The sequence below is a fragment of the Winslowiella toletana genome (genome assembly GCF_032164335.1).
Taxonomy (GTDB): Bacteria; Pseudomonadota; Gammaproteobacteria; order Enterobacterales; family Enterobacteriaceae; genus Erwinia; species Erwinia toletana_A.
In genome coordinates, this window is record NZ_CP134152.1 from 683887 (window position 1) to 709294 (window position 25408).

Below are 25408 nucleotides of genomic sequence, written 5' to 3' on the forward strand. Positions count from 1 at the left end.
ATGAATCAACTACAGCCCGAGCAATCTGTGCAGCAGTTTAGTGAAGACCAATTTAGCGCCCTGTTAAACAAAGAGTTTCGACCGAAAAGCGATCAGGCACGGGCAGCCGTTGAAAGCGCGGTAAAGACTCTGGCACAGCAGGCTCTCGAACACAGCCTGACGCTATCCAATGATGCTTACCGAACTATCCAGGCGTTAATAGCCGAAATTGATCAAAAGCTGTCTCAACAGATCAACCAGATTATTCATCACCCGGATTTTCGCCAGCTGGAAGGTGCATGGCGCGGGCTGAGCTATCTGGTGAATAACACCGAGAGTGATGAAATGCTCAAAGTGCGCTTTATCAGCATCTCAAAGCGTGAGCTGGGGCGCACGCTGAAGCGTTATAAAGGTGTCAGTTGGGACCAAAGCCCAATTTTTAAAAAGATCTATGAAGAGGAGTATGGCCAGTTCGGCGGCGAGCCTTTCGGCTGTCTGGTGGGAGATTACTATTTCGATCACAGCCCGCAGGACGTGGAGTTACTCGGCGAAATGGCACGTATTGGTGCGGCTTCTCACTGCCCGTTTATCAGCGGAACGGCGGCAGGTATTATGCAGATGGAGTCCTGGCAGGAGCTGGCTAATCCACGTGATCTGAGCAAAATTTTTCAGAACACCGAGTATGCCGCGTGGCGCAGCCTGCGCGAATCTGAGGATGCGCGTTACCTCGGTCTGGTGATGCCGCGTTTTCTTTCGCGCCTGCCCTACGGTATTCGCACCAATCCGGTTGATAACTTTAATTTTGAAGAGCAGTGTGACGGCGCTGACCACAGTAATTACACCTGGAGCAATGCGGCCTATGCGATGGCGGCAAACATTAATCGATCGTTTAAACAGTATGGCTGGTGCACCTCAATACGCGGAGTGGAATCCGGTGGTGCAGTCGAGAATCTGCCAGCACATACATTTCCGGGTGATGATGGTGGGGTTGATTTAAAGTGCCCGACGGAAATCGCTATCAGCGATCGCCGCGAAGCGGAGCTGGCGAAAAACGGATTTATACCGCTGGTACATCGCAAGAACTCTGACTTTGCCGCCTTTATCGGTGCACAGTCACTGCAAAAGCCCGCGGAGTATCACGATAGCGATGCCACCGCCAACGCTCGTCTCGCGGTACGTTTACCCTATCTGTTCGCCTGCTGCCGTTTTGCTCATTATCTGAAGTGTATTGTTCGCGACAAAATCGGCTCTTTTCGCGAGCGTGACGAAATGCAGCACTGGTTGAATAACTGGGTGATGAATTATGTCGATGGCGATCCGAAAAATTCCTCACAGGAGACTAAAGCGCGTAAACCACTGGCGGCAGCTGAAGTGGTGGTGGAAGAAAGTGAAGAAACGCCTGGGTATTACGCGGCGAAATTCTTTCTGCGTCCGCATTATCAGCTGGAAGGCTTAACGGTTTCTTTGCGGCTGGTTTCTAAATTGCCATCGCTAAAATCCGGTGATATGGGTTAACCGTTATGCGCCATATTATTTGAAAATAAGCGGGCTAAGTACGAAGACAGTTATGTCCAGAAGAATTTTTTTTTGCAGTAAGATGTGCAGCAAGAAAAGATTAATTCACTTAAAATGTATACTCGTTTCTTTTCAACCTTGTGCTGAAGGAATCAAGAGTTCTGTTAGCTTTATAAAACGCATGCCTTACTATCAGGTGGTAAAAGATTTAACTCTCACCCGATGTATTGCTCAGTTATCATCTGAAAATAAAATATTTTCAGATGATGCGGCGAGAACGGCAAACGCTATGCGTGAATGGATGCCATATAACATTGATTCAGGAGATATAAAGATAAATGCAATTATTAACTCCTTTAAATCGAAAGAGAATTATTTCTATAATGACTCGGGAGTAATATCAAACGGATATATGATCAATTGCCTAAGGCTTTATCATAGCGCTGAACTGGATAAGTTATCCAAAGAGGTTATCGATAATGATCCTTTCAGCAATTGGTATCAGGACAACGCTAAGTAACTAATTTGACCCTATCTCTATGGTCATACCCTCTGAATAATCACATGTAGCAGCGATATTCAGGATCGCGGCAAAGGTAAAACATGGAACGTTTTATTTTACCCCATGATTTTCTGCATGCCATATCAGTGCTTTATCTCTACCCCATAACTGAAGTAACTGCTGAAGCATCAGCAGTTTCAGGTGCAAGGGTAAAGCAAAATTAACTTAAGAGTAGATAATTATGCCTATTGATATGTTTATGAAAGTTGACGGTGTGACCGGTGAATCGAAAGATGCCAATCACGTCGGCTGGACAGATATTAGCTCTTTTTCCTGGGGAGCATCACAACAAGGCAGTTCAGGTGATGCAGCGGGAAAAGTCAGTTTCACTAATCTTCATATTACAACATTGATTGATAAATCTGTTACGGCACTACTGCAGTTTTGCTCTAACGGAAAAAGGGTGAAGAACATTGAGCTTTCGCTGTGTAAAGCCGGAGGGCAACAGGTTGAATATGCGAAGATTACGCTGGAGGATGTGCTGGTCACTTCAGTTGATTATAGCGGTGCAACCAAGAACGATACGCTTGGTATCACCTATAGTTTTCAGGGGGCCAGAGTAAGACAACAGTATTGGGAGCAAACCAGCTCTGGCGGTCGAGGTGCGGAAACCAGTATGGGATGGGATATTAAAGGGAACAGAGAGATGTAAGTAACTGGCAATCTCTCAAATTGGGAGATTGCTACTTTACTATGGCTTGAGCAGTATTGATATTATTTGACAATATTAATGACATCTTAGAAATTCATAATCTCTATGGTTTGGGTTTTCTAAAGCGTAATAGAGGTATTTGATATGGAAAGACCTTTATTTTTAAATGTCTGGCAGCGGTTTAGTGAGATCAATGTATCAGTTGATAAGGTTGGAGAGATAATTGGTGGAAGTGTTGGGGTAAATATAAGATTGGGTGTTAATGATCCTGTTGCAGGTTTTACAAATGCATGCGCTATTAGAATGAGTTATGCATTAAATTACTCTAATAATAGAATAAAAAGAGGTGTATGGAAAACTGTTTCTGGTGCTGACAGGAACTGGTATATATATCGTGTAAAAGACCTTATTGCATATCTCATTGAAGAGTATGGGCCTCCAGAAATTGTAATACAATACCCTACAGGAGCAGACTTTCAGGGGGTAAAAGGAATATTGATTTTCTCGGTTAATGGTTGGCGGGATGCCAGCGGACACGTGACATTGTGGAATGGATCATTATGTTCTGACAGATGTTACTTTCCGGTATCCAGTGAGGCATCATTATGGTTATTAGACTGATTATTTTGATCTTCATCTCGATGATCTCACTTCAGCTACCCGCAAAAATCAACGACTCGGCACAGCAATATATCAAAAACTATGCATTCAGTACCTGCATTGCTCAGGGTTATAAGAGTCGTGAGGTAAAAGATGATGCTGCTGCTGCTGCAAGAGGCTATCTGGAGTTTGGCGATTACTCACTATCTGCTTACACTGCTGCCAGAGAGTTGGGAAAAAAATTTTTAGCTAAAAACTATTTAAGTGAATCAGGACAACCGATGACAATGGCGAAATGTTTAGATTTTTTCCATAGCAGCGAACTGAATGATTTAATTATGGAGTATCGGGATAAACAGGATAATTAGACAATCAGAAAATATGACGGAAATTTTCTCAACCTCAATGCGCAGCATTTTATCAGCGAGATTACTGCGCTATGAAATTTAAAATGAACATATTTATTATCATTTTTTTATGTGCCATCTCGTTACCCGCAATTTCTGTTACTCCTCCTTCCCCTGAAGGTTTGTCACAGAAAGCTATTTTTAATAACTGGCTGATTGATCGCTGTATTGGTAAGATTGATTCTGAAAGTAAATTAATGGATGACGCCTTTAAAAGCGCCGCAGTTTGGTTAGAACTCAGTAAGTTGCCAGTCGAGGCATTTAATGAAGGTGATGTTCTTATTGAGGAGTATCTAAGATTAAAATTAGACGGTTCGGTAAAAAGTAATTACAACGTACTCAAGTGTACCCTGCTTTTAAGTAGTGGTGAGGCAATTTCTATTTTCGATAAATATTATATGCCCTGATTAAATAAGTGATAATGTATCCGTCAATTAATTATCTGGCAGCTTGCGCTTTTTTCAGGTTAACTAAATTTTTAAATGTTTAGATATTGTTTTTATATATCCGCGATAACTTCCTGACCGTTACAAGTAAAAATCTATCATTTAGATTGATAATCTATAAAACTATGCTTCGCAATATACAGAGAGTATTAATTGCATAGGCCAGCAATGAACTAAGGATAATATTCAAAATTAAGGGATTAACATGACGTGTTATTCAAAAATATCGATTTTTATTTTTATGATTTTATCGTCTTTTAACAGTATGGCGGAAATTTCCTCAATCTTTAATGGTCGCCATTTTACTATCGAGATTGAGTCGCAATGTGATATTACCACTGAAAATTGTGAAAACGTCAGGTTTCACTCGGTGAGCCTGGCTACCGGTGGTTCGCTTTATTTGCAGGGGCGGGCGGTAAAACTATCAGGTGATAAACCTGTGATTGGTTACCATTTTAATCATGGTGAATATAGTTATCTGTTATCTCCTGCTATTACCAATATTAACTATTGGCACCTGATGGTATTAAACCAGAATAAGTTAGTGGCAGAAGACTCCGGAATAATGAAGTAGTTCTTAACAAGACCGCTCTCACCTGAAGGTTGCGGATTTATGGCTGGAAAGGTGAACACCTCAACCGCAGGAAAACGTTATGCGATTTACGATTATAACCATCAAAAATGGTCATCAGCCGCCGCAGAGCCGTTGTGATTTTCTGCCGCCTGGCGGCACGATTGGCCGGGGAATCGATAATAATCTGGTACTGCCAGATGATGAGCGCACAATATCCCGTTTGCAGGCCATTGTTCATATCACTGCCGAAGGGGATTGCCGTATTACTAATCGCGGTAATGTCACTCGCGTCATACTCAACGATATTCCTCTGGAGCGCGGCCGACAGGTCGATTTGCAGGATGGCGATATTATTGGAATTGATGATTATCGTTTGCAGGTAAACGATCTCAAAGTGGATGTGCCGGTAACTGTCGCGGACAGGCCAGCAATAGCATCGCCGCCACCCGTGAAAATATGCGCATCCACGTCTGTTCCCGGTGAGATTTGGGACGATCTGGTGCAGGAGTTTGCAGCCGCTGGCAACATTTCCGGCCCGAAGGTATCGTCAGTGGAGAGAGAGGCGAATCCGTTCACCGAACCTGTCTGCATTGATCGTAACCCTCTTGATCCGCTGTCGCTGCTGGCAGATCAGAGCGTGACGCTTATTCCAGAACAGCGGCAGCGCTTGCCAGAAGAGTTATTCTGTAACGATCCGCTGTTTCAAACTGACAGCCTGTTTGCCGATCCCACGCCCAGCACTTTGCTGCAACCCTCTGATCAAACGAAGGTTGAACGGTCACTCAATCCCTATCAGGAGCAACAGGATCCTCTGGCGCTATTTGGCTCGACGCAGCTTAGCCTCGATCCGCTTGGATTAATGATGGCGGAGACGGCGCTGAGCGATGATGCGGTTGGTTTGCCGAATTCATCGCCGCTGGTGCCAACTGCCGTTGTTCCACCTCACAGCGATCCGCACTATGACGGTATTACCTTACCCACGCCGCAGGCGGTAGCGCGGACGGTAACGCCGGCGCCAAAAGGGCGTCTGCGCATCGATCCGGTAGCAAATAATGTTGCGCATCAGTCGTCACAGCCGGACAGCAGCGAAGCGTTGCAAGGGGAGTTATTGCAGGCATTGATAAATGGCATGGGATTAAACGATATGCAGCCGACGCCGCGTTTTGAACCCCATAATATGGAGCAGCTCGGCCAGATGCTCAGTATGTTTTCACAGGGCACGGTGGCGCTACTCTCTTCCCGCTCAATTCTCAAGCGTGGTGTCAAAGCAGAAATGACGGTGATCCTTGATGAAGCGAATAATCCTTTCAAGCTGTTACCGTCGGGCAAAACGGTGTTGATGCAGATGTTCGGCAGCCGGATGCCAGGTTTTATGCCGCCTACCCAATCGGTGCGTGATGCGCTGGTTGATCTGCAGGCGCACCAGCTTGGCATGATCGCCGGGATCCGCGCCATCATCGCCTCAATGCTGCAATCTTTTAATCCTGAACAGCTCGAGCAGGAGGCGCGCAGCGAGGGAATAACGTCGCGCCTGTCATTTCCGCGCAGCCGGAAAGCGACGTTGTGGGAGCAGTACAGCAGGCGCTACCAGCAAATTGCCGGCGAAATCGAAGATGACTTTCACACGTTGTTTGGTGAGGCCTTCTTACATGCCTACGACATGGAAGTTAACCAGTTTAAAGACTCTCAGGATCGATTGGATAAATGATGAATATCACCGTTGCATCAATGTCGAATCAGGGCGATCGCGAATCTAATCAGGATCAGACGGGAGAAATTATTGGTGAGCGCTCCGCTTGCTTTGTGGTGTGCGACGGCGTGGCGGGTTTTCCCGGTGGGGAGGTGGCGGCAAAACTGGCCTGCAATACGCTGGTTAATGGCTTTGACGGCCAGCAGCATCTCGATGCCCAGCATATTCGTCAGTATGTGACGGAGGCTAATCACGCAATACGCCAGCAGCAGAAAGCACAACCGCAGTACAGCCGCATGGGCACCACTATGGTCAGTTTGTTTATTGACCGCGATTATCAGCTGGCTTACTGGGCACACGCAGGCGACAGCCGCCTGTATCTTTTTCGTCGTGGTTACCTTGTTCATATCACCCTCGATCACAGTCTGGTGCAGCAGATGAAGGATGCCGGGCATCAAACCGAGGGTATTAACAGCAATCTGCTCTATTTTGCACTTGGCATGGGCGATGAGGAACGCGATGCCAGTTACAGCGATGTAGTGCCGATTGAAGATGGTGATGTGTTCCTGCTCTGTACGGATGGCTTCTGGCATGAAGTCTCCCGGCAGCATATGCAGCAGGCGTTACATATGGTGAATACCCCGCAAGAGTGGCTGACGTTGATGCATCAGATAGTAAAGAAAACTGATGAACGCATCGACGTCAGGCAGGACAACTACAGTGCCATCGCCGTCTGGATAGGATCGCCACAGGACACCACGCTGCTGCACTCGCTGTCAGAGACGGCACAGTTTTTTCCCATTCGCGATTGAGCTAAGGAAAGCTATGAAATTCAGTATGTTATTAATATTAACGCTACTGACTGCGTTTAACGTCAGTGCACAGGATTATCGCGTGGTCTTTTCTCCCTCATTAAAGCTGGAGGTGTGGATTGACGACCAGGCGGATACCAGCCCGGCAGGCTGGTGTGCGGCAGAGCTGCCGGTGCGCATTGTGTCTACCGGCTCTGAACAGCCCGCCGTGCTCAATGACTTCTTGCCGCGCGTGGGCAGTCTGCTGGAAAAACAGTGTCCTGCTCTTACTCAACTGAAATGGCAAATGAATGATGGCGATGGCAAAAAGCTGGCGCAGGGAAGCGCGTCGAAAGCGGAAAGCTGGGGGCTGCGTGTTGAGACTACCGCCAGCGAAACCACTGCCCCACCGGTGAGCCCATCAATCGAGGTGCTGCCTGCGGCTGTTGCTGCAGATACCACACCGTGGCTTCAGTTTAGTTTGATTGAAGGATGCCATTTTCGGGGTTATTGGGGGGAAAACAGCACCGCCAGCGCGTTGTTTGTGCCAGCGAAACAGGGTGCGCAATGTGGCAGTGATGGCTGGCTGAGTGGTCAGAGCCAGGTGACGCAAATTGAGCAGGGCGCGGCCAAAAATCTTAACGCTATCTTTCTGCAAGGTTTTCAGGTGCAGGGACTGAAGAGCACGGCCATCGACGATAACCTGACAATTACCACCGTTAATAATCAACGGATGGTGCTGCATCACAGCGAGTCGCCTGACAGCTGGATGATTTTACCTTATATCAGCCAGCTCAGCGGCTGGCAGACTGATGGCACTATTGCGATTCAGCTTGCTCAGGCAGAGGTTAAAGATGAAGAGCATTTGCAAGCGCTGCTCGGTGAGGTGCGAAAAGTCTGGTCGCCGCACATTGCCGATGAGACGGCATTAACCCTGGTGCTGGTTGAGACATTACAGCCCCAACTTAAAGATCCTACCGTCGGTGCCTGGCGCACCATCAAATAACTTTCGGCAGCAAAGAGACTCAGGATGAGTGACCTTTTCAACGGACGTAATGCACTGAGTAGCCGCGAAATACTGTATGCGGGGTATCAGGCGCGTAATAAAAAGCAGTCGCTGAACGCGCGCGACACTATGCAACCGTCATTACTGGATCGACTTACCGATAACCAGCCCGACAAACAGCAGGAATTGCCCGGCAACCGATTGATTACTCAAAGTGAACTGCGCCGCAACGTACTGCGCGACTTGCAGTGGCTGTTTAATGCGGTAAGCAGTGAAAGCCAGCTTAACCTGCATCCTTTTATCCATATTCAGCGTTCCACCTTTAATTTTGGCCTCGCGCCACTGGCTGGCAAGCGAATGAGTGATATTCAATGGCCCGATTTACAACGCAAAATTACGGCGGCAATTCTGCATTTTGAACCCAGAATAATACCGCAGGAACTGCTGGTCGATTGTCTGTCCAGCGGTAAGTCATGCGAATTGCATAATCAGTTATCGATTGAAATTCGTGGTCGACTCTGGTGTGTGCCATACCCGCTTGAGTTTCTGTTTCGCAGTGAAGTCGATCTGGAAAATGGTCATTTCGAGCTGCAGGATGTGGGTTAACTATGGACAGTAAACTGCTCGAATATTACAACCGTGAACTGGCCTATTTACGTGAGATGGGTGCCGAGTTTGCTGAACGTTTCCCCAAAGTGGCCGGCAGGCTGGGGATGCAGGGAATTGACGTCGCTGACCCATATGTCGAGCGTTTAATGGAAGGTTTTGCCTTTCTGACCTCACGGGTGCAGCTCAAAATGGATGCGCAGTTCCCGCGCTTTTCCCAATATTTACTGGAAATGATCGCCCCTAATTATCTGGCTCCGACTCCTTCAATGGCGATTGCACAGCTGCATCCTGACAGTCGTAAGGGCGATCTCAGCAATGGGTTTCGCGTACCGCGCGGTAGCATGATGGAAAGTCTGACGTTGAAAAAAGAGGGGATAACCTGTAGCTATACCACCGCTCAGGAAGTGATATTGCAGCCACTGCGGGTCAAAAATGTCGAGTTGGGTGGCGTGCCGGCAGATATTCCGCTGGGTCAGCTGGGGCTTAACCAGCGTGGTGCCGTAAGTGCATTACGTATTCAGCTTGAATGTTTCGATAACGTCGTGCTGAGCCACCTCAGCTTTGACCATCTGATGTTTTTCCTGAGCGGCCCGGATATTCAGGCACAGCAATTACTTGAGCTGGTCATACAGCATCGGGTTGGCCTGTTTTGCCGGTTCGATGGCGTGCAACCGCAGCACATCATACTGGATGATGAGGCGTTGGTGCATGAGGGATTTGCCGCCCATCAGGCGCTGTTACCCGATGACTTACGTAACTTCGACGGCTACCGCCTGTTGCAGGAGTATTTTGCTTTTCCGGCGCGCTACCAGTTTATCAGCGTGAATCAACTGCAGCAGGTAGTGAAGTGCAGTAGCGGAATGCGCGGATTCGAAATTATTGTCCTGCTGGATAAGAGTGATATCGCCCTCGAGCGGATAGTCGATACCAGTTATCTGGCGCTGCACTGTACGCCGGTGATCAATCTTTTTCCGAAACTTACCGAGCGGCAAAACATCAGCGAAAGCCTCAATGAATACCATCTGGTGGTCGATAATATTCGTCCACTGGACTACGAAATTTTTTCAGTTCAGAAGTTATTTGCCAGCAGTAGCAGCCAGCGTGAAGAGCAAGTTTTCCGCCCGTTCTGGCACACTTTCAGTCAGGATAATGGTGATTATGGCGCTTATTTTTCGCTGCGCCGTGAGCCACGCACCTTGTCGGAAAATGCCGGACGCTATGGCACGCGCACCGGCTATATCGGCTCCGAAGTGTTTCTGTCACTGGTTGATGCGCATCACTCACCGTGGCATCAGGATCTGCGCTATCTGACTGCCGAAGTCACCTGTACCAGTCGTGATTTGCCCCTGTTATTTCTGCAACAGGATCAAGCAAATTTTGTCATGTCTGATTCGGTGCCGATATGCCAGCTTAGCCTGTGTAAAGGGCCGACATCACCACGTCCGGCATTAGCGGAAGGAGAAATAACTTGGCGGTTAATCAGCCATTTACAGATGAATTATCTCAGCCTAATGGATGGTGATGACGGGCAGGGCGCTGCGGCGTTACGTCAGCTGCTGGGTTTGTACGCCAATCTTGCTGAAGCCGCGGTTGCCCGACAGATCGAGGGTATTCGCCACTGTCAGCTTCAGGCTGTCTACCGGCGAGTGCCACAACCGGGGCCCATGGTTTCGGCACGTGGCATCGCCATTGAGCTGAATGTTGATGAGCAGGCGTTTTCCGGCTCCAGCCCATGGCTGCTGGGCAGTGTGCTGGAGCGTGTCTTCTCTCGTCTGGTGGCAATTAACAGCTTTACGGAATTGACGCTGACCAGCCAGCAGCGTGGTGAAGTGGGTTACTGGCCGCCGCGCCTCGGCAAAAGGTCGCTGATATGAGCCAGCCAGCGGATGCCAGGCAAAGCCCATCCCGGCGTTTATCTGAGGACTTTTGGCCGTTATTAATTGCTACGCCCTGGCGCTATGACCTGTTCCAGCTGCTGCGCCGGATTGATGCCCAGGGTGGTGAGCGCTATCCACTCGGACGAGCACCGCTTCCCCATCATGAACCCCTGCGCATTGGTCAGCGGCCTTCGCTGGCATTTGCGCCATCAACGCTGGCTGGCGTGGCAGCACGGAAAAACTCGCCGCTGCACGATGTATCAATTTACAGCTTTGGCCTGTTCGGGCCGAATGGTCCGTTGCCTTTGCATCTGACTGAATATGCCCGTGAGCGTATTGATCATCATCAGGATCCTGGCCTCGCCTCATTCGTAGATCTGTTTCACCATCGTCTGACGCTGTTGTTTTATCGCGCCTGGGCTGATGCGCAACCTACCGTTTCGCTCGACAGGCAGGATCATCAGTACTTCGAGCGCTACCTCGCCAGTCTGACCGGAATGGGGCAGCCTGCTCAGCTTAATGCCGGTGGGCTGTATGCCCATGCACGCTATGCGCTGGCTGGTCATCTCAGCCGTCACGGCCGTGATGCGCAGGGAATGGTGAAAATATTACGTCACTACTTTGACATCCCGGTACAGCTGGTGGAAAACGTGGCGCACTGGCAGCCGATTGATCGTCGCGATCGCACGCGTCTGGCGGCGGGTCGGGCGGCACCTCGCCTCGGAAAAAGTACCTTTCTCGGGATTGCGACGCGTGATGTGCAGCATAAATTTCGCATTGAACTGGGTCCGCTAACGCTGGTGTCTTATCGCCACTTTTTGCCGGATCGGCGTGGCGCACAGCAGTTACGCGCATGGGTCCGGCAATATCTCGGTATTGAATTTGTCTGGGAACTACGCCTGATCCTTGCTGCGGATGCGCTGCATGGTGTGACGCTGGGTGGGCAAAGTCGTCTTGGCTTTGACTGCTGGCTGGGTCTGCCTGACAAAGCGCAGCCACGCGGAGATTTTATCTTTATCCCTGAGGAACAAAAAACCTCGATCAACTAATCGTGCCAGTAAGCCATTAAACCTCCTGCTCACTATTTCAGTTTTCCCCTTTCTCCTCATTATTCTATCGGGACACACTATGTCAGAAATCAGCCGTGCCGTGCTTTTCGGTAAACTGGATAAGCCACTATTGACCTCGCTGGAGAGCGCTACCGCGTTTTGCAAACTGCGCGGCAATCCTTATGTTGAGATCGTTCACTGGCTGCATCAGCTGATGCAACATGATGGCGATCTTCAGCGGCTTATCCGTCATTTTTCACTGGATGAAGCCGCCCTGATGCGCGATATCGTCGCTGCGCTGGATCGCTTGCCGAGAGGTGCAAGTGCGGTTTCCGATCTCTCTGAACATATCGACAGCGCCGTTGAACGCGCCTGGGTTTATACCTCGCTGAAATTTAACGCGGCGGAGATTCGGGGCGGTCATTTGCTGATCGGCATTCTGAAAACCTTCAATCTTGCCAATCTGTTAAAAAGCATTTCACCACAGTTCAGCGTCATCGGTGCGGAAGCGTTAATTGAACAGTTCACGCAGATCTTTCCTGATGTGACTCAGGGGGATATTGCCACGCACGCCGAACCGGGGCGGATAGCAACGCCAGCAGGTGCGAGCACGCTGGCACAGTATGCGCAGAATCTCACTGCCAGCGCGCGTCAGGGCGAGATTGACGCGGTAGTCGGGCGCGATGACGAGATTCGCCAGCTGATCGACATTCTGTTACGTCGCCGCCAGAACAACCCGTTACTTACCGGCGAAGCGGGCGTGGGTAAGACCGCGGTAGTGGAAGGACTGGCGCTGCGCATCGCCGCCGGTGAAGTACCGGAACCTTTGCGGCAGGTGCAACTCTGGCTGCTGGATATCGGACGGTTGCAGGCGGGAGCCGGGGTAAAAGGCGAATTTGAATCGCGTTTGCAGGCGTTAATTGGCGAAGTTCATGCCAGTCCATTGCCGGTTATCCTTTTTATCGACGAAATTCATAGCCTGGTAGGAGCAGGAGGACAGCAAGGCACTGGCGATGCGGCTAATTTATTAAAACCGGCGCTGGCGCGTGGGCAACTGCGAACCATCGGTGCCACCACTTGGGCAGAGTACAAGAAATATATTGAGAAAGACCCGGCGCTGACGCGTCGTTTTCAGACGGTACAGGTGAGTGAGCCGGACGAGAGCACGGCGGTGCTGATGCTGCGCAGTACCGTGGCGGCGCTGGAGAAACATCATCGGATACTGCTGCTGGATGACGCCGTTCAGGCGGCGGTACGGTTGTCGCACCGCTATATACCTGCCCGTCAGTTGCCGGATAAAGCCATAGCGCTGCTGGATACTGCCTGCGCACGTGTTGCTATCGGTCAGGCGGTCAGACCGGCACCTCTTGAGGATTGTTTTCATCGTATTGCGGCGTTGCAGATTGAGCGACAGATCGCCGAACGCGAAGCCAGAGTGGCACTGGGGGATATTGCGCGTCTGGCAGCCATTGATGATGAACTCAGCGCGCTGAATGTTGAATGTCAGCAGTTAACTGCGCGCTGGCAGCAGGAGCGTACGCTGATCGAAACGCTGATGGCGCTGCGCGCTCAGTTGCAGCAGAAACATATCGCTGAAAGCGGCGCACTCCATCAGCAACTAACGGATATACAACTGCAACTGCACGAAATGCAGGGTGATACACCGCTGCTGTTTGCTGCAGTAGATGCCAGTGTCGTGGCCGCCGTAGTCTCTGACTGGACCGGTATTCCGCTGGGCCGTATGGTGAAAAACGAGATTGAAGCGGTGCTGAATCTCACCGACACCCTCAGCCAACGGGTGGTGGGTCAGCGCCACGCGCTGGAGATGATAGCTAAACGGGTGAGAACTTCGCGCGCGCGCCTTGATGATCCGCATAAGCCGGTTGGTGTTTTTCTGCTGTGTGGCCCATCCGGCGTCGGAAAAACCGAAACCGCACTGGCGCTGGCAGAGTCGCTGTACGGTGGCGAACAGAACCTGATCACCATCAATATGAGCGAGTTTCAGGAGGCGCACAGCGTTTCAACGCTGAAAGGCGCACCACCCGGCTATATCGGATATGGCGAGGGTGGGGTATTAACTGAAGCGGTACGCCGCCGCCCTTACAGCGTGCTGTTGCTGGATGAGATTGAAAAAGCGCATCCGGACGTGCATGAAATATTTTTTCAGGTTTTTGATAAGGGCTGGATGGAAGACGGCGAAGGGCGGCATATCGACTTTCGTAACACCATTATTATTTTAACCTCCAATACCGGCAGCCGCGCCATCAGCACGCTGTGTGCTGACCAGCAGCAACCTCCCACGCCTGACACGCTATGTGCTGCGTTGCGCGCTCCGTTACTGAAGGTGTTCCCGGCAGCATTGCTGGGACGCTTACTGGTGGTGCCTTATTACCCGTTAAACGATGCGGTGATGGCCAGCATCGTCCAGCTGCAACTGAGCCGTATTCAGCAGCGTTTGCGACAAAACCATAACATCAGCTCGCAAGTCGATGACGGTGTTATCTCCAGGATTGTGCAGCGTTGCAGCGAAGTAGAATCAGGGGGCCGTACGGTTGACGCCATTCTTACCAACACTCTGTTACCACAAATCAGCCAACTACTGCTGTCTGCCTGCGCCCGCGGCGAGCAATTTCGACGTCTGCATATTGGCTTCGAACACGATGAGTTTCACTGTCAGTTTCAGGTTTAAAGCTATTCGCTATCAGAGAGTTATCTATTATGTCGCAACAAGATAATAACCGGGTAGTCGCGCATGCGTTACCGGTTGGCTACCGTTTTAATGAGTTTGAAATTCAGCAGGTACTTGGCGGTGGAGGTTTCGGAATTGTCTACCGCGCCTGGGACCATCAATTAAAACGCAACATTGCCATTAAGGAGTTTATGCCAGCTTCGCTGGCGGTGCGTAATGAAGAGTTAAAACTGGTATTGCGCAGCGAACGTTTCAGTAAAACGTTCCACGCCGGGCTTAACAGCTTTATTCAGGAGGCGCGTTTGCTGGCGCGATTTAATCATCCGAACTTGCTGCATGTGCTGAGGTTTTGGGTGCAGAACGACACGGCTTATATGGGGACACAGTATTACAGTGGCACCACCCTTTCCCAGATGCAGGCTCAGCATCCTGAATTAATTAATGAAACCTGGATTCGCAACCTGCTCGCTCCGCTATTTGGTGCCATTAACACCATACATCAGGCGGGTTATCTGCATCGCGATATCTCGCTGGATAATATCCAGATTCAGGAAGATATGACGCCAGTATTACTCGACTTTGGTTCGGCGCGTAAAACCATCAGTAATCTCTCCGATGAAACCGAAACCATGTTGAAGCCGGGTTTTGCGCCAATTGAACAGTACAGCGACAACAATGAGAGTGAGCAGGGACCATGGACCGATATCTATGCGCTTGGTGCGGTGCTGCATACCTTAATCACCGGCTCACCACCGCCAGTCAGTGTGGTACGCAGTATTGAGGATAGCTATCAGCCACTGACCGAACGGCGTCCGGCTGGCTATTCGCTGCCGATGCTGCACGCGATTGATTGCGCGCTGGCGTTAAAGCCGGAAGAACGCCCGCAGAGTACCGAACAGATGGCGGCAATAATGGTGCTGCCGCCTGAGACGTTGCCCCAGTTATCGGAGGAAAAAGCTGCCGGAGCGCCGCTGTTGCCGGTGGCATTGATCGAGTCTGCAACAGACGACAAACCGCGATGGTTTCTTCCACGTCGCTTTTGGGTGCCGGCCATGATTGCCGCAGGGGTACTGGTGGGGGCGATATTAGGCGGAGTGATCCGAGGTAGCGGCAGTCATCCGCCAGCCTTGCCAGCGTCAGCGGTGGCCGGTGAAAGCAGTGAGGTGGTGAATCCCCCGGCGCTTATCAGTGAAAACGTTGCCGCGCCGCCTGAACCAGAGAAAGAGCCAACACCACCGATTGCGCAGATCTATATCAAACTGCTGGCTGGTGATGAGGTATGGCTAAACGGCAGTCGGCAGGCGCTGGTACCGGCCGCCAATGGTTTTGCCCGCTTGCAACTGCCGGCAGGTGAGTATCAGTTCAGCATTGATAATCAGGGCCAGAAGCGCGAGCAAAAAATCAATATTGATCGCGAAGGAACCTGGCTGCTCAGCCCACAACTCTGATGCGACTTACTGCGTAAATTCGCTTATTTAGGGAATAGCTATGACTGAAAGGATTACAGCAACACTGCCAATGGATGGCCTGCTTTTCTGGAAGCTTGAAGGAGAAGAGGCGCTTTCGGAGGCATTTACTTTACAGGTGACCTTACTCAGCACCGATGCGCGCATTGAGCGCCACGCGCTGTTGGGCCAACCAATCACCTTATCGATCCCCGTCCAGGGGCTACTGGCGACACGCTATCTGAATGGCAAAATCACCCGGATAAAAGTGCACAGCGAGGACCTGAATGGAACGCGCTATGCGGTTTATTCACTGACGATGGAGCCTGATCTCTGGCCGATGAAGCGTGACAGAAATCTGCGCATTTTTCAGAACCAGACGGTGCCGCAAATTATCAAAAGTTTGCTGCAGGAATACAACGTAACGATAGAAGACAAACTTAGCGGCAACTATCGCCTGTGGGAATACTGTGTTCAGTACCAGGAAAGCAGCTTTAATTTTATCAGCCGCCTGATGGAACTGGAGGGTATTTACTACTTTTTCCGCCATCAACAGGATCAGCATGCGATGGTGCTGATGGACACGGTGAGTCAGCATCAGCCTGTTCCCGGCTATGAATTTATCCCCTACCACGTTACTGCTTCCGGCGGCGTTACCAGTGAGGAAGGAGTCAGCCAGTGGGCGCTTGAGGATCACGTCACGCCGGGAATATACAGCCTGGATGACTATGATTTTCGCCAGCCTAATGCGTGGCTGTTCCAGGCCCGGCAGAATCCGGTATCTCCAGTGCCGGGTGAAATCGATGTTTATGACTGGCCGGGACATTTTGTCGAACACCAGCATGGTGAAAACTATGCCCGCATTCGCCAGCAGGTCTGGCAGGCCGGACATCAGAAAATCAGCGGCAGCGGCACGGCGTTGGGTATTGCGCCGGGCCACACCTTTCTGCTGCATAACGCGCCCTGGCTGAGCGATAACGGGGAATATCTGACGATTAAAGCAGAGTATCAATTTGCGGAAAATCGCTACGCCAGCGGCAGTGATAACCTAAGTGAAAAGCGGATTACGTTTAGCGTCATTCCGGCTGACTGCCCCTTTCGTGCGCCGCCGAAAAGCCCATGGCCGAAAACCTGTGGGCCACAAACGGCGAAAGTGGTTGGGCCGCAAGGCGAGTCGATCTGGACGGATAAATATGGCCGCATTAAGGTGAAATTCCACTGGGATCGGCAGGCGAAGGGCGACGACAGCAGCTCTTGTTGGGTACGTGTTTCCAGTGCCTGGGCCGGGCAGGGGTTCGGCGGCGTGCAGATCCCGCGGGTGAATGATGAAGTGGTGATTGACTTTATCAACGGCGATCCCGATCGCCCGATGGTGATTGGCCGGGTGTATAACGAAGCCAGCATGCCGCCGTGGTCGCTGCCGGCGGCGGCAACGCAAATGGGATTTATCAGCCGCTCGAAAGACGGCACGCCAGACAACGCTAATGCACTGCGTTTTGAAGACAAAGCCGGTGCCGAGCAGGTATGGGTCCAGGCCGAGCGCAATATGGATACGCATATTAAGCATGACGCCAGCAACCATATTGGCAGCAATCATAGCCACTTTGTCGGAGCCAGCGAACAGCGGCGGGTGGCAGAGAATCAGATGCAGGCGGTAAAAGGCACAAGGGAACTATTGACCGGTAAAGCGAAGCTGGACGCAGTGGTCGACGAGCATGTGCTGGCATCCGGAAGGTTGCTGAGGCTGGAATGTGGCAAAAGCGCGATAGAATTAACCGCAGCGGGAAACATTAATCTGGTGGGCACGGGATTTAATATTTTCGTTGAGGGGGATGGTCAAATTACTACCAGTGGCGGTGAGTTAGCGCTGAATGTTGCCGGCAGTATTTCGGCTATTAATGCGCCTGGCGATGGACATCGTGATCTTATTTTGCAGGCGGTAGAGGAGAAGTTTTTGCCGGAGAAGGAGCAGAAGAGCAGGAAGCCAAGCTTAAGAGGAAATCAAGTTCATAAAAAATTAACTTCTGATAAAGTTAACTCCATTATAGTCGCTTCTGATAATGAAATTTTTCATAAAATATCCGCGGTAGTTTTTAAAAATGAAGGTGGGTATGTTAATGATCCTAATGATTCTGGAGGGGCAACCAATAAGGGAATATCCTGGAAAACATGGAGGAAGTTTGCTAAAGAGGATCTTGACCTGGAACCAACATTGGATAATTTAAAGAAAATCTCTAACGAACAAGCTGAAATTATATATAAAAAAAGATATTGGGATGCTGGAGGTTTTGATAAAATTCAGAACCCTAAACTCGCGTTAATGTCGTATGACTGGACAATCACTTCGGGTGGCGCAGGAAAGAAAATCCAGAAGTTGCTTAATGAGGAATTTAATCAAAATTTATCATTAGATGGAGTTATAGGGCCTAAGACAATTCAAGCAATGAATAGTGTAGGAGATAGCAGTATTCTCACGTCAAGAATTACAGATATAAGAAAGGAATATTATAGAGAATTAGCAGTCAATGAAACTAAAAATGTTAAGTTTTTGACTGGCTGGCTTAATCGTGTAGATAATTGTTCAGAGGTTATATTAGAATGAAATTTTCAATGTCTTATCTTATTTTGCTTTATACTTTTCTCTCTCCGTCGTCATTTGCACTCGAAAATTTCACGGGGAAATGGTATGGAGAAGTTTTCTATGATAATAAGAAAATACCAGAGTCTACCTTTGAGCTACAGCTCATACAGAACCTACAAAAGGTGAGTGGGCGCTACTGTTTTATCACAAAATATGGTAATCGTATTGACTGCGTGAATGATGATGAGATAAATATTAAAGGAGTAGCACAAAGTAAATATATTTCACTTGTAACCTTTAACTCATCTTTTGGTGGAAAAGATGGAAAAGCCAAGTTAACTATCGAGGGTGATCATTTAAAGTGGACGGTTTTAACTCTACCAATGCATGGTAAGTATTATATTCCTAAAGAGTATCTTTTAACCAGGAAGGCTGCCGAAACCCATTCGCATAATACCTTAGAAACCAAAGATTATATTGTGACAGTAACGAATAATTGTGAGGTTGTGAGTAAGCCGTGTAATAATGTTTCATATCTTGGTATCAGAAAGTCTGATAATAATGTGATAAATCTTTCTGGAACATCATTTTATTCTGTCAACTACTCTGGTGTTGTTTCGGGATATGAGTTTTCTAATAAAGAATTCAGTTATCGAGTTTATCTGGATGAGGCTAAGATAGAGATCATAAAAGATAATAAGATTATTTTTTCTCAAAAGGGAGTGTGGAAGGATAAATAGCTTTTTTCACGTTGTTACGCGTTGTTATCTCCTGGGTTTACTCTATGTCTGAATGGTATCCAAACCTCTTTGATTGCTGAGAAAAATGTGCTGATACCCGATGGAGTTCAGAGGCGGTTCAAGCGGGATGCGCCATAAATTTATCGTTCAGAGAATTTAGATGAAATTTTAAATGGAGATTTTTATAAGTTAAAAGAGTGCTTATGGTAATTAATAAACATCGCAATGAAAATTTCACATGAAGTTTTTTATTTTATCTAAGATGAGTTAATTATAATGAAATATCATATTCAGGAAGGAACCTTCTCTGTTGGTAACAGGAGCTGGCTGGATAATAGTTTAAATATATTACGCAACGATCAGGATGGTATTTCCATTGTTATCAGTCGTGGACCTATTCCGGAAGATTGTGACTTTGAACAGGCATTTAATCAGCAATGGTCCACCCTGCGCGAACAAATGGGGCGGGTTAAACAGTCCGCTTTCGAACGTATCAGCGCAGGCCCGTTGCGGCAGATACGCGCGATAGAAGTTGTTAGCGAATTTGAACATCATGGGCAATACCTGTTTCAACGGCAGCTTGCAGTGCAGGTGCCTGATACTGCCGTTTTGCTGGTAATAACCTATTCATCACAGCATGGGCTAAGCGAGCAAGAGTTACAGCAGTGGGACGAGCTGAAAAGCACGCTAATTTTAAATCCTACGGACAGGACGGCTGAACCATGAGTGATCATTTTGCCGCCTGCCAGAACGACACGCTGGTGTACACCAGCGTGTTTGCCGAAATCACCAGCCTGCTGGTCGAAGGCGGCGGGCTGGCGTGACTTTATCCCTCATCCTTGATGCTTGGCGCGGGCACTTTTCTGCCCTACACTGCTAATCAACAATTGTTATCCCCATTCTGAGGCCAGTCCAGTGTAGAAAAAGGCAAATCGTCCGCAAAAATGGTTACAGCAGCAGGTTGCTGAAGGTGCCGTATGGCGGCTTGTTAGCCTTTTATGACCGATAAAGCGGCGTTCTGGATTGTTTATAGCCCTCGGATCGGCGAAAATGCCGGCCATTGATGATTAATCGTTGGTGACTGCTGTCCGCGCGGTTTGTGCCGCAGTATCACCACATCAGACCAGAAGATTCCCCATGTCAAATGCACCGTTTATGCAAGAGGTGGCTCGCCGCCGCACTTTTGCCATTATTTCTCACCCCGATGCCGGTAAAACCACCATTACTGAAAAAGTGCTGCTGTTCGGACAGGCGATTCAGACTGCCGGTACGGTTAAAGGTCGCGGGTCCAACCAGCATGCTAAATCCGACTGGATGGAGATGGAAAAGCAGCGTGGTATTTCGATCACTACCTCAGTAATGCAATTTCCCTATCGTGAAAGCCTGATCAACCTGCTGGATACCCCAGGACACGAAGACTTCTCTGAAGATACCTACCGCACGCTGACGGCGGTCGACTGCTGTCTGATGGTGATTGATGCCGCAAAAGGCGTTGAGGATCGTACCCGTAAGCTGATGGAAGTCACCCGTCTGCGCGATACGCCAATCCTGACCTTTATGAACAAGCTGGACCGTGATATCCGCGATCCAATGGAAGTGTTGGATGAAGTGGAAAGCGAGCTGAAAATCGCCTGTTCACCAATCACCTGGCCAATCGGCTGCGGCAAGCTGTTTAAAGGCGTCTACCACCTGTATAAAAATGAAACCTATCTTTATCAGAGCGGTAAAGGTCACACCATTCAGGAAGTGCGCATCATTAAAGGGCTGGATAATCCCGAACTGGATGCCGCAATCGGTGAAGACCTGGCCGTACAACTGCGTGAAGAGCTGGAACTGGTACAGGGCGCGTCGCACGAGTTTGATAAAGAAGCTTTCCTTGAAGGCCAGCTGACGCCGGTATTCTTCGGTACTGCACTGGGTAACTTTGGCGTCGACCATATGCTTGATGGCCTGGTTGAGTGGGCGCCGTCTCCGATGCCGCGTAAAACTGATACCCGCATCGTGACCGCTGCTGATGATAAGTTCACCGGCTTCGTGTTTAAGATTCAGGCCAATATGGATCCGAAACACCGTGACCGCGTGGCGTTTATGCGCGTGGTGTCCGGTAAATACGAAAAAGGCATGAAGTTGCGCCAGGTGCGTACCGGTAAAGATGTGGTGATTTCTGATGCGCTGACCTTTATGGCTGGCGATCGTTCGCACGTGGAAGAAGCTTTTCCAGGCGATATTATTGGCTTGCATAACCACGGCACTATCCAGATTGGTGACACCTTTACTCAGGGTGAGAACATGAAGTTCACCGGTATACCGAACTTCGCGCCAGAGCTGTTCCGCCGCATCCGTTTACGCGATCCGCTTAAGCAGAAGCAGTTGCTGAAGGGACTGGTCCAGCTGTCGGAAGAGGGCGCGGTACAGGTGTTCCGTCCGGTGCATAACAATGATTTGATTGTTGGTGCGGTCGGTGTGCTGCAGTTCGACGTGGTGGTTGCGCGTCTGAAGAGCGAGTACAACGTCGAAGCGATTTATGAGTCGATCAACGTCTCCACTGCCCGCTGGGTAGAGTGTGACGATGTGAAGAAGTTCGACGAGTTCCAACGCAAAAACGAAGTTAACCTTGCGCTGGATGGCGGTGACAACCTGACTTATATCGCCCCTACCATGGTAAATCTGAATATCACTCAGGAACGTTATCCTGATGTGGTGTTCCGCAAAACCCGCGAACATTAATCCTGTCGCACGGTAATGTGGAGAGTGTCCGGTTAACCGGCCACTCTCCTTTTTTTTTGAGCTATGCTTAATTGCGGACGCGTAAAACCGCTCACTCTTTGCCCTTTTCACACAGACTCCTCCTAAAAAACCTCTGTTTTTCGGCTTTTGCCGGTTTTTAAACCATAAACGCCTGCTAAATCCTGATCGTTGACTATGATTATTTCTATCGGGTGCTGATTCATGTGGTGTTTTACCCAATCCCCGTTTCAACAGTTACGCCGTTTGTAGCTGTAAATCTCACGATTGTGGGCGCATCAACAGAAAGAAGGAATATATCGATGAACAAGACTAAGATTGCAAAAACTCTGATGGCTGTAATGGTAGGTTCTGCGCTGATTAGCGGTTCCGCTATGGCTGCAAGCACTACCGAAAGCGCGGGTTCTAAAATCGATAGTTCTATGAAAAAAGTCGATGGCTACATGGGCGACAGCTCAGTCACAGCGAAAGTAAAAGCAGCATTGGTTGACGACGATGCGATCAAAAGCACCGATATTTCAGTCGAGACCCATTCTGGCGTGGTAACCCTGAGCGGTTTCGTTATCTCTCAGGATCAGGCTGAAAAAGCGGTCGCGTTGACCAAGAAAGTTGAAGGCGTTAAATCCGTCAGTGACAAACTGCACGTTAAAGACGGTAAATCTCAGTCAATGAGTGGTTATGCAGGTGATGCCGCTACAACCAGCGAAATTAAAGCTAAACTATTAGCAGACGACATTGTGCCGTCACGTAATGTGAAAGTAGAAACCAACGACGGTGTGGTTCAGCTTTCCGGTACGGTTGAGAATAAAGCACAGTCAGAGCGTGCTGAAGGAATTGCTAAAGCCATTGAAGGCGTGAAAAGCGTTAAGAATGACGTGGTAGTCAAACCTTAATCTTCAGTACCGCGCGGCTTGATAAAAGCCGCGCAATAAGGTCACTAACCAAAAAAGAAAGAGAATAGGTTCGAGGGATTATTTCTCCGAACGGTATTGAGACAGGCAGTTCGATTTTAACTATGGTGAAGGAGAGGCTTATGTTTCGTTGGGGTATTATTTTTCTGATCGTTGCGCTGATTGCAGCCGCATTAGGTTTTGGTGGTTTGGCGGGTACAGCCGCGTGGGCAGCGAAAATTGTCTTCGTCGTTGGTATCATTCTGTTCCTCGTCAGCCTGTTTACCGGTCGTAAAAGACCTTAGTTAAATCGGATATCTGTTTCGATTAAGCTCTGTTAGCGGAGACCAGTCATGAATAGCGACATCATCGTTGGTAAGTACAAGCAATGGAAAGGCCAACTGTGGTTAATATGGGCGGAATGGTTTGATAACGATTGCGCCTGGGTCGCAGGGAATAATGACTGGTTCTCCGGAATTCTCCAGGAGGATTACGGCAGAGAGCAGCAGCACGGCGAGCCAAACGTCACTGTTGCAAAGGAGCCTTTGCAATAAGGGCTACCTGGTTTGTCATCGCTTGTCCTCAGATGTTATAACTCCGTTAAGCTGCAACACGCAGAAAACATCGGAAAAGCATCTTTAAGGAATGAGCTGTTGGGCAAACGCATCCCCATTACGCTGGGCAATATTGAGCCACTGGCATTAAAACCTTTTAAACCAGGTAAAATCGCGCTGGTCTGCGAAGGCGGTGGGCAGCGTGGCATTTTTACCGCTGGCGTGTTGGATGAATTTCAGCGTGCGCATTTCAATCCCTTTGATCTGATGCTCGGTACCTCTGCCGGAGCACAAAATCTGTCGGCTTTTGTCTGTGCTCAACCTGGCTATGCGCGTCGGGTCATCACCCGCTATACCACCAATAAACTGTTTTTCAATCCGCTGCGTTTTGTGCGCGGTGGTCATCTGATCGATCTCGACTGGTTACTGGATATCACAGCGAAAGAGTTTCCGCTGGCAATTACCAGTGCACAAAAGATGTTAAGCAGCGGCAAAGAATTTTATATGTGTGCCTGCCGCAGTGATGACTATACACCGGGGTATTTTGCGCCAACGGCTGATAACTGGCTGAATATTATTAAAGCATCCAGCGCTATTCCGGGATTCTATCGGCCGGGTGTCGATCTGGACGGTATCAGTTATCTGGATGGCGGCATCAGCGATGCGATACCGGTTCGTGAAGCAGCACGGCGGGGCGCGGACACCATCGTTGTGATCCGTACCGTGCCTTCGCAGATGCATTATACCCCACAGTGGATCAAACGTATGGAGCGTTGGCTGAGCGAAAGTGCGCTGCGACCCCTGGTCAATGTGATGCAGCAGCATGAGCAAAGCTATCATGACACTCAGCAATTTATTGATAATCCACCAGGTAAACTGCGGGTGCTGGAGATCTTTCCACCGAAACCGCTGGCCAGCAGTGCACTGGGAAGTCGGATAGCTTCACTGAATCAGGATTATCATTTAGGACGCCGCTGTGGCCGCTATTTTCTCGCGACCCTCGGTCAGTGGCTGAGTGACAGTGAGACGCCACTGCGGCCGCGCTTTGTCATGCCACCTGCTGCGGTGGCGAATCAGCCAGCTAACACCACGATTATTCGCGATCCGGTTGCCGGCAATGATGCAGACTATGATGAGGGATCACGCGCATGAGTTTTGTCGATACCCACTGTCATTTTGATTTTCCGCCCTTCTGCGGGCATGAAAGTGACAGCCTGCAACGGGCAACTGCGGCGGGAGTGGAAAAAATTATTGTTCCTGCGGTTGCCGCTTCGCGTTTTCAACAGGTGCTGGCACTGGCCGATAATTATCCGCCGCTGTATGCCGCGTTGGGACTGCATCCGATGGCGATTGCTGAGCATAATGATGCCGCCGTGGCTTTGCTGGAGCAGCATCTGAAGCAGCGCCCGAAAAAGCTGGTCGCGATCGGCGAAATAGGACTCGACCTCTATATCGAGAATCCGCTGTTTGATAAGCAGCAGGCGTTGCTGGACGCGCAGCTGAAACTGGCACGTGATTATGATCTGCCGGTGATTCTGCACTCGCGGCGCACGCACGATAAACTGGCGATGCAGCTGCGGCGCATTGAGCTGCCGCGGCGCGGAGTGATTCATGGTTTTGCCGGTAGCCTGCAACAGGCCGAAGCGTTTATCAAAGCCGGTTATGCGATTGGCGTTGGCGGTACGATTACTTATCCGCGCGCCAGTAAAACCCGTGAGACCATCGCCCGTTTACCGCTGGCTTCTCTGCTGCTGGAAACCGATTCGCCGGATATGCCGCTGTGTGGATTTCAGGGCCAGCCTAATCGCCCGGAACGGGTAGTTAATGTCTGGCAAATGCTGTGTGAATTACGTCATGAAGCGCCTGAACTGATTCGCGATACCCTGCGTGAGAATACCCGCCGCCTGTTTCACATCTAGTAATGTGACTTAGATCACCCTATAGAATTTACAATTGCTTCTATTTGTATTTTTGTGTGACTTCAATCCGTGCCTTCTGCTTCCCTGT

General features: G+C 49.5%; 25 protein-coding genes. All 25 read left to right on the top strand.

The genetic code is table 11. The features are described from left to right. Positions 1-1494 (top strand): type VI secretion system contractile sheath large subunit, encoded by a 1494-nt coding sequence (tssC, locus tag RIN69_RS03200; protein ID WP_313855513.1) that lies wholly within the window; start codon positions 1-3, stop codon positions 1492-1494. Between the two features lie 52 nt (positions 1495-1546). Continuing rightward, on the top strand, positions 1547-2014 hold the full coding sequence (locus tag RIN69_RS03205; RefSeq protein WP_313855514.1) for a T6SS amidase immunity protein Tai4 family protein: 468 nt from the start codon (positions 1547-1549) through the stop codon (positions 2012-2014). Between the two features lie 83 nt (positions 2015-2097). After that, positions 2098-2220, top strand: coding sequence for a hypothetical protein (locus tag RIN69_RS03210; protein ID WP_313855515.1), 123 nt, complete (start codon positions 2098-2100; stop codon positions 2218-2220). A 17-nt stretch (positions 2221-2237) separates the two neighbouring features. Beyond that, a complete protein-coding gene (locus RIN69_RS03215; RefSeq protein WP_313855517.1) occupies positions 2238-2708 on the top strand; it encodes an Hcp family type VI secretion system effector in 471 nt (156 codons plus the stop codon). 144 nt (positions 2709-2852) lie between these two features. Continuing rightward, positions 2853-3329 (top strand): type VI secretion system amidase effector protein Tae4, encoded by a 477-nt coding sequence (locus RIN69_RS03220; protein WP_313855518.1) that lies wholly within the window; start codon positions 2853-2855, stop codon positions 3327-3329. A 20-nt stretch (positions 3330-3349) separates the two neighbouring features. Continuing rightward, a complete protein-coding gene (locus tag RIN69_RS03225) occupies positions 3350-3676 on the top strand; it encodes a T6SS amidase immunity protein Tai4 family protein (protein WP_313857572.1) in 327 nt (108 codons plus the stop codon). A gap of 83 nt (positions 3677-3759) precedes the next feature. Then, entirely contained in the window at positions 3760-4122 is a 363-nt protein-coding gene (locus tag RIN69_RS03230) for a T6SS amidase immunity protein Tai4 family protein (protein WP_313855520.1), read from the top strand. A gap of 244 nt (positions 4123-4366) precedes the next feature. Then, positions 4367-4735 carry a hypothetical protein gene (locus tag RIN69_RS03235; RefSeq protein ID WP_313855521.1) on the top strand — a complete coding sequence of 123 codons (369 nt, stop codon included), beginning with the start codon at positions 4367-4369 and terminating at the stop codon, positions 4733-4735. A gap of 79 nt (positions 4736-4814) precedes the next feature. Continuing rightward, positions 4815-6443: a type VI secretion system-associated FHA domain protein TagH gene (gene tagH, locus RIN69_RS03240; RefSeq protein ID WP_313855522.1), complete on the top strand. Its 1629-nt coding sequence runs from the start codon at positions 4815-4817 to the stop codon at positions 6441-6443. Then, positions 6443-7237, top strand: a complete 795-nt coding sequence (locus tag RIN69_RS03245) for a PP2C family protein-serine/threonine phosphatase (protein ID WP_313857574.1) — start codon at positions 6443-6445, stop codon at positions 7235-7237. The genes tagH and RIN69_RS03245 overlap by 1 nt, the downstream gene beginning before the upstream one ends. Before the next feature lie 13 nt (positions 7238-7250). Beyond that, positions 7251-8222 (top strand): hypothetical protein, encoded by a 972-nt coding sequence (locus tag RIN69_RS03250; protein WP_313855523.1) that lies wholly within the window; start codon positions 7251-7253, stop codon positions 8220-8222. Between the two features lie 24 nt (positions 8223-8246). Further along, positions 8247-8828, top strand: coding sequence for a type VI secretion system baseplate subunit TssE (gene tssE, locus RIN69_RS03255; RefSeq protein ID WP_313855524.1), 582 nt, complete (start codon positions 8247-8249; stop codon positions 8826-8828). A 2-nt stretch (positions 8829-8830) separates the two neighbouring features. Next, the gene (gene tssF / locus RIN69_RS03260; protein ID WP_313855525.1) at positions 8831-10705 is read left to right on the top strand and encodes a type VI secretion system baseplate subunit TssF; all 1875 of its coding nucleotides are present in this window, start codon (positions 8831-8833) and stop codon (positions 10703-10705) included. Further along, entirely contained in the window at positions 10702-11757 is a 1056-nt protein-coding gene (tssG, locus tag RIN69_RS03265) for a type VI secretion system baseplate subunit TssG (RefSeq protein ID WP_313855526.1), read from the top strand. The genes tssF and tssG overlap by 4 nt, the downstream gene beginning before the upstream one ends. Before the next feature lie 79 nt (positions 11758-11836). Beyond that, entirely contained in the window at positions 11837-14446 is a 2610-nt protein-coding gene (tssH, locus tag RIN69_RS03270; protein WP_313855527.1) for a type VI secretion system ATPase TssH, read from the top strand. Positions 14447-14475: 29 nt separating this feature from the next. Beyond that, positions 14476-15894 carry a serine/threonine protein kinase gene (locus RIN69_RS03275; RefSeq protein WP_313855528.1) on the top strand — a complete coding sequence of 473 codons (1419 nt, stop codon included), beginning with the start codon at positions 14476-14478 and terminating at the stop codon, positions 15892-15894. A 40-nt stretch (positions 15895-15934) separates the two neighbouring features. Beyond that, positions 15935-18493, top strand: a complete 2559-nt coding sequence (gene tssI / locus RIN69_RS03280; RefSeq protein WP_313855530.1) for a type VI secretion system tip protein TssI/VgrG — start codon at positions 15935-15937, stop codon at positions 18491-18493. Further along, complete coding sequence (locus RIN69_RS03285) at positions 18490-19212, top strand: hypothetical protein (RefSeq protein ID WP_313855531.1); 723 nt, start codon at positions 18490-18492, stop codon at positions 19210-19212. Before tssI ends, RIN69_RS03285 begins: the two co-directional genes overlap by 4 nt. Positions 19213-19488: 276 nt before the next feature. Beyond that, complete coding sequence (locus RIN69_RS03290; protein ID WP_313855533.1) at positions 19489-19938, top strand: DcrB-related protein; 450 nt, start codon at positions 19489-19491, stop codon at positions 19936-19938. Positions 19939-20349: 411 nt separating this feature from the next. Beyond that, positions 20350-21939, top strand: a complete 1590-nt coding sequence (gene prfC, locus RIN69_RS03295; RefSeq protein WP_313855535.1) for a peptide chain release factor 3 — start codon at positions 20350-20352, stop codon at positions 21937-21939. Positions 21940-22259: 320 nt separating this feature from the next. Next, positions 22260-22850 (top strand): molecular chaperone OsmY, encoded by a 591-nt coding sequence (osmY, locus tag RIN69_RS03300; protein ID WP_313855536.1) that lies wholly within the window; start codon positions 22260-22262, stop codon positions 22848-22850. Between the two features lie 140 nt (positions 22851-22990). Continuing rightward, positions 22991-23152, top strand: a complete 162-nt coding sequence (locus tag RIN69_RS03305; protein ID WP_017800599.1) for a DUF1328 domain-containing protein — start codon at positions 22991-22993, stop codon at positions 23150-23152. 48 nt (positions 23153-23200) lie between these two features. Beyond that, entirely contained in the window at positions 23201-23401 is a 201-nt protein-coding gene (locus tag RIN69_RS03310) for a CsbD family protein (protein ID WP_313855540.1), read from the top strand. 99 nt (positions 23402-23500) lie between these two features. Beyond that, positions 23501-24553 carry a patatin-like phospholipase family protein gene (locus RIN69_RS03315; RefSeq protein ID WP_313855541.1) on the top strand — a complete coding sequence of 351 codons (1053 nt, stop codon included), beginning with the start codon at positions 23501-23503 and terminating at the stop codon, positions 24551-24553. Then, on the top strand, positions 24550-25320 hold the full coding sequence (locus RIN69_RS03320) for a TatD family hydrolase (RefSeq protein WP_313855543.1): 771 nt from the start codon (positions 24550-24552) through the stop codon (positions 25318-25320). The genes RIN69_RS03315 and RIN69_RS03320 overlap by 4 nt, the downstream gene beginning before the upstream one ends. The last annotated feature ends 88 nt before the right edge of the window (positions 25321-25408 follow it).

Excerpts from the sequence above, each read along its gene's own strand:
- RIN69_RS03290 (WP_313855533.1), top strand. The coding sequence starts at position 19,489 with ATGAAATATCATATTCAGGAAGGAACCTTCTCTGTTGGTAACAGGAGC.
- tssG (WP_313855526.1), top strand. The coding sequence starts at position 10,702 with ATGAGCCAGCCAGCGGATGCCAGGCAAAGCCCATCCCGGCGTTTATCT.
- tssI (WP_313855530.1), top strand. The coding sequence starts at position 15,935 with ATGACTGAAAGGATTACAGCAACACTGCCAATGGATGGCCTGCTTTTC.
- tssE (WP_313855524.1), top strand. The coding sequence starts at position 8,247 with ATGAGTGACCTTTTCAACGGACGTAATGCACTGAGTAGCCGCGAAATA.
- RIN69_RS03320 (WP_313855543.1), top strand. The coding sequence starts at position 24,550 with ATGAGTTTTGTCGATACCCACTGTCATTTTGATTTTCCGCCCTTCTGC.
- RIN69_RS03205 (WP_313855514.1), top strand. The coding sequence starts at position 1,547 with ATGTCCAGAAGAATTTTTTTTTGCAGTAAGATGTGCAGCAAGAAAAGA.
- RIN69_RS03275 (WP_313855528.1), top strand. The coding sequence starts at position 14,476 with ATGTCGCAACAAGATAATAACCGGGTAGTCGCGCATGCGTTACCGGTT.
- osmY (WP_313855536.1), top strand. The coding sequence starts at position 22,260 with ATGAACAAGACTAAGATTGCAAAAACTCTGATGGCTGTAATGGTAGGT.
- RIN69_RS03220 (WP_313855518.1), top strand. The coding sequence starts at position 2,853 with ATGGAAAGACCTTTATTTTTAAATGTCTGGCAGCGGTTTAGTGAGATC.
- RIN69_RS03245 (WP_313857574.1), top strand. The coding sequence starts at position 6,443 with ATGAATATCACCGTTGCATCAATGTCGAATCAGGGCGATCGCGAATCT.
- RIN69_RS03215 (WP_313855517.1), top strand. The coding sequence starts at position 2,238 with ATGCCTATTGATATGTTTATGAAAGTTGACGGTGTGACCGGTGAATCG.
- tssH (WP_313855527.1), top strand. The coding sequence starts at position 11,837 with ATGTCAGAAATCAGCCGTGCCGTGCTTTTCGGTAAACTGGATAAGCCA.
- tagH (WP_313855522.1), top strand. The coding sequence starts at position 4,815 with ATGCGATTTACGATTATAACCATCAAAAATGGTCATCAGCCGCCGCAG.
- RIN69_RS03285 (WP_313855531.1), top strand. The coding sequence starts at position 18,490 with ATGAAATTTTCAATGTCTTATCTTATTTTGCTTTATACTTTTCTCTCT.
- RIN69_RS03310 (WP_313855540.1), top strand. The coding sequence starts at position 23,201 with ATGAATAGCGACATCATCGTTGGTAAGTACAAGCAATGGAAAGGCCAA.
- tssC (WP_313855513.1), top strand. The coding sequence starts at position 1 with ATGAATCAACTACAGCCCGAGCAATCTGTGCAGCAGTTTAGTGAAGAC.
- RIN69_RS03230 (WP_313855520.1), top strand. The coding sequence starts at position 3,760 with ATGAACATATTTATTATCATTTTTTTATGTGCCATCTCGTTACCCGCA.
- RIN69_RS03210 (WP_313855515.1), top strand. The coding sequence starts at position 2,098 with ATGGAACGTTTTATTTTACCCCATGATTTTCTGCATGCCATATCAGTG.
- RIN69_RS03235 (WP_313855521.1), top strand. The coding sequence starts at position 4,367 with ATGACGTGTTATTCAAAAATATCGATTTTTATTTTTATGATTTTATCG.
- prfC (WP_313855535.1), top strand. The coding sequence starts at position 20,350 with ATGTCAAATGCACCGTTTATGCAAGAGGTGGCTCGCCGCCGCACTTTT.
- RIN69_RS03305 (WP_017800599.1), top strand. The coding sequence starts at position 22,991 with ATGTTTCGTTGGGGTATTATTTTTCTGATCGTTGCGCTGATTGCAGCC.
- RIN69_RS03225 (WP_313857572.1), top strand. The coding sequence starts at position 3,350 with ATGATCTCACTTCAGCTACCCGCAAAAATCAACGACTCGGCACAGCAA.
- tssF (WP_313855525.1), top strand. The coding sequence starts at position 8,831 with ATGGACAGTAAACTGCTCGAATATTACAACCGTGAACTGGCCTATTTA.
- RIN69_RS03250 (WP_313855523.1), top strand. The coding sequence starts at position 7,251 with ATGAAATTCAGTATGTTATTAATATTAACGCTACTGACTGCGTTTAAC.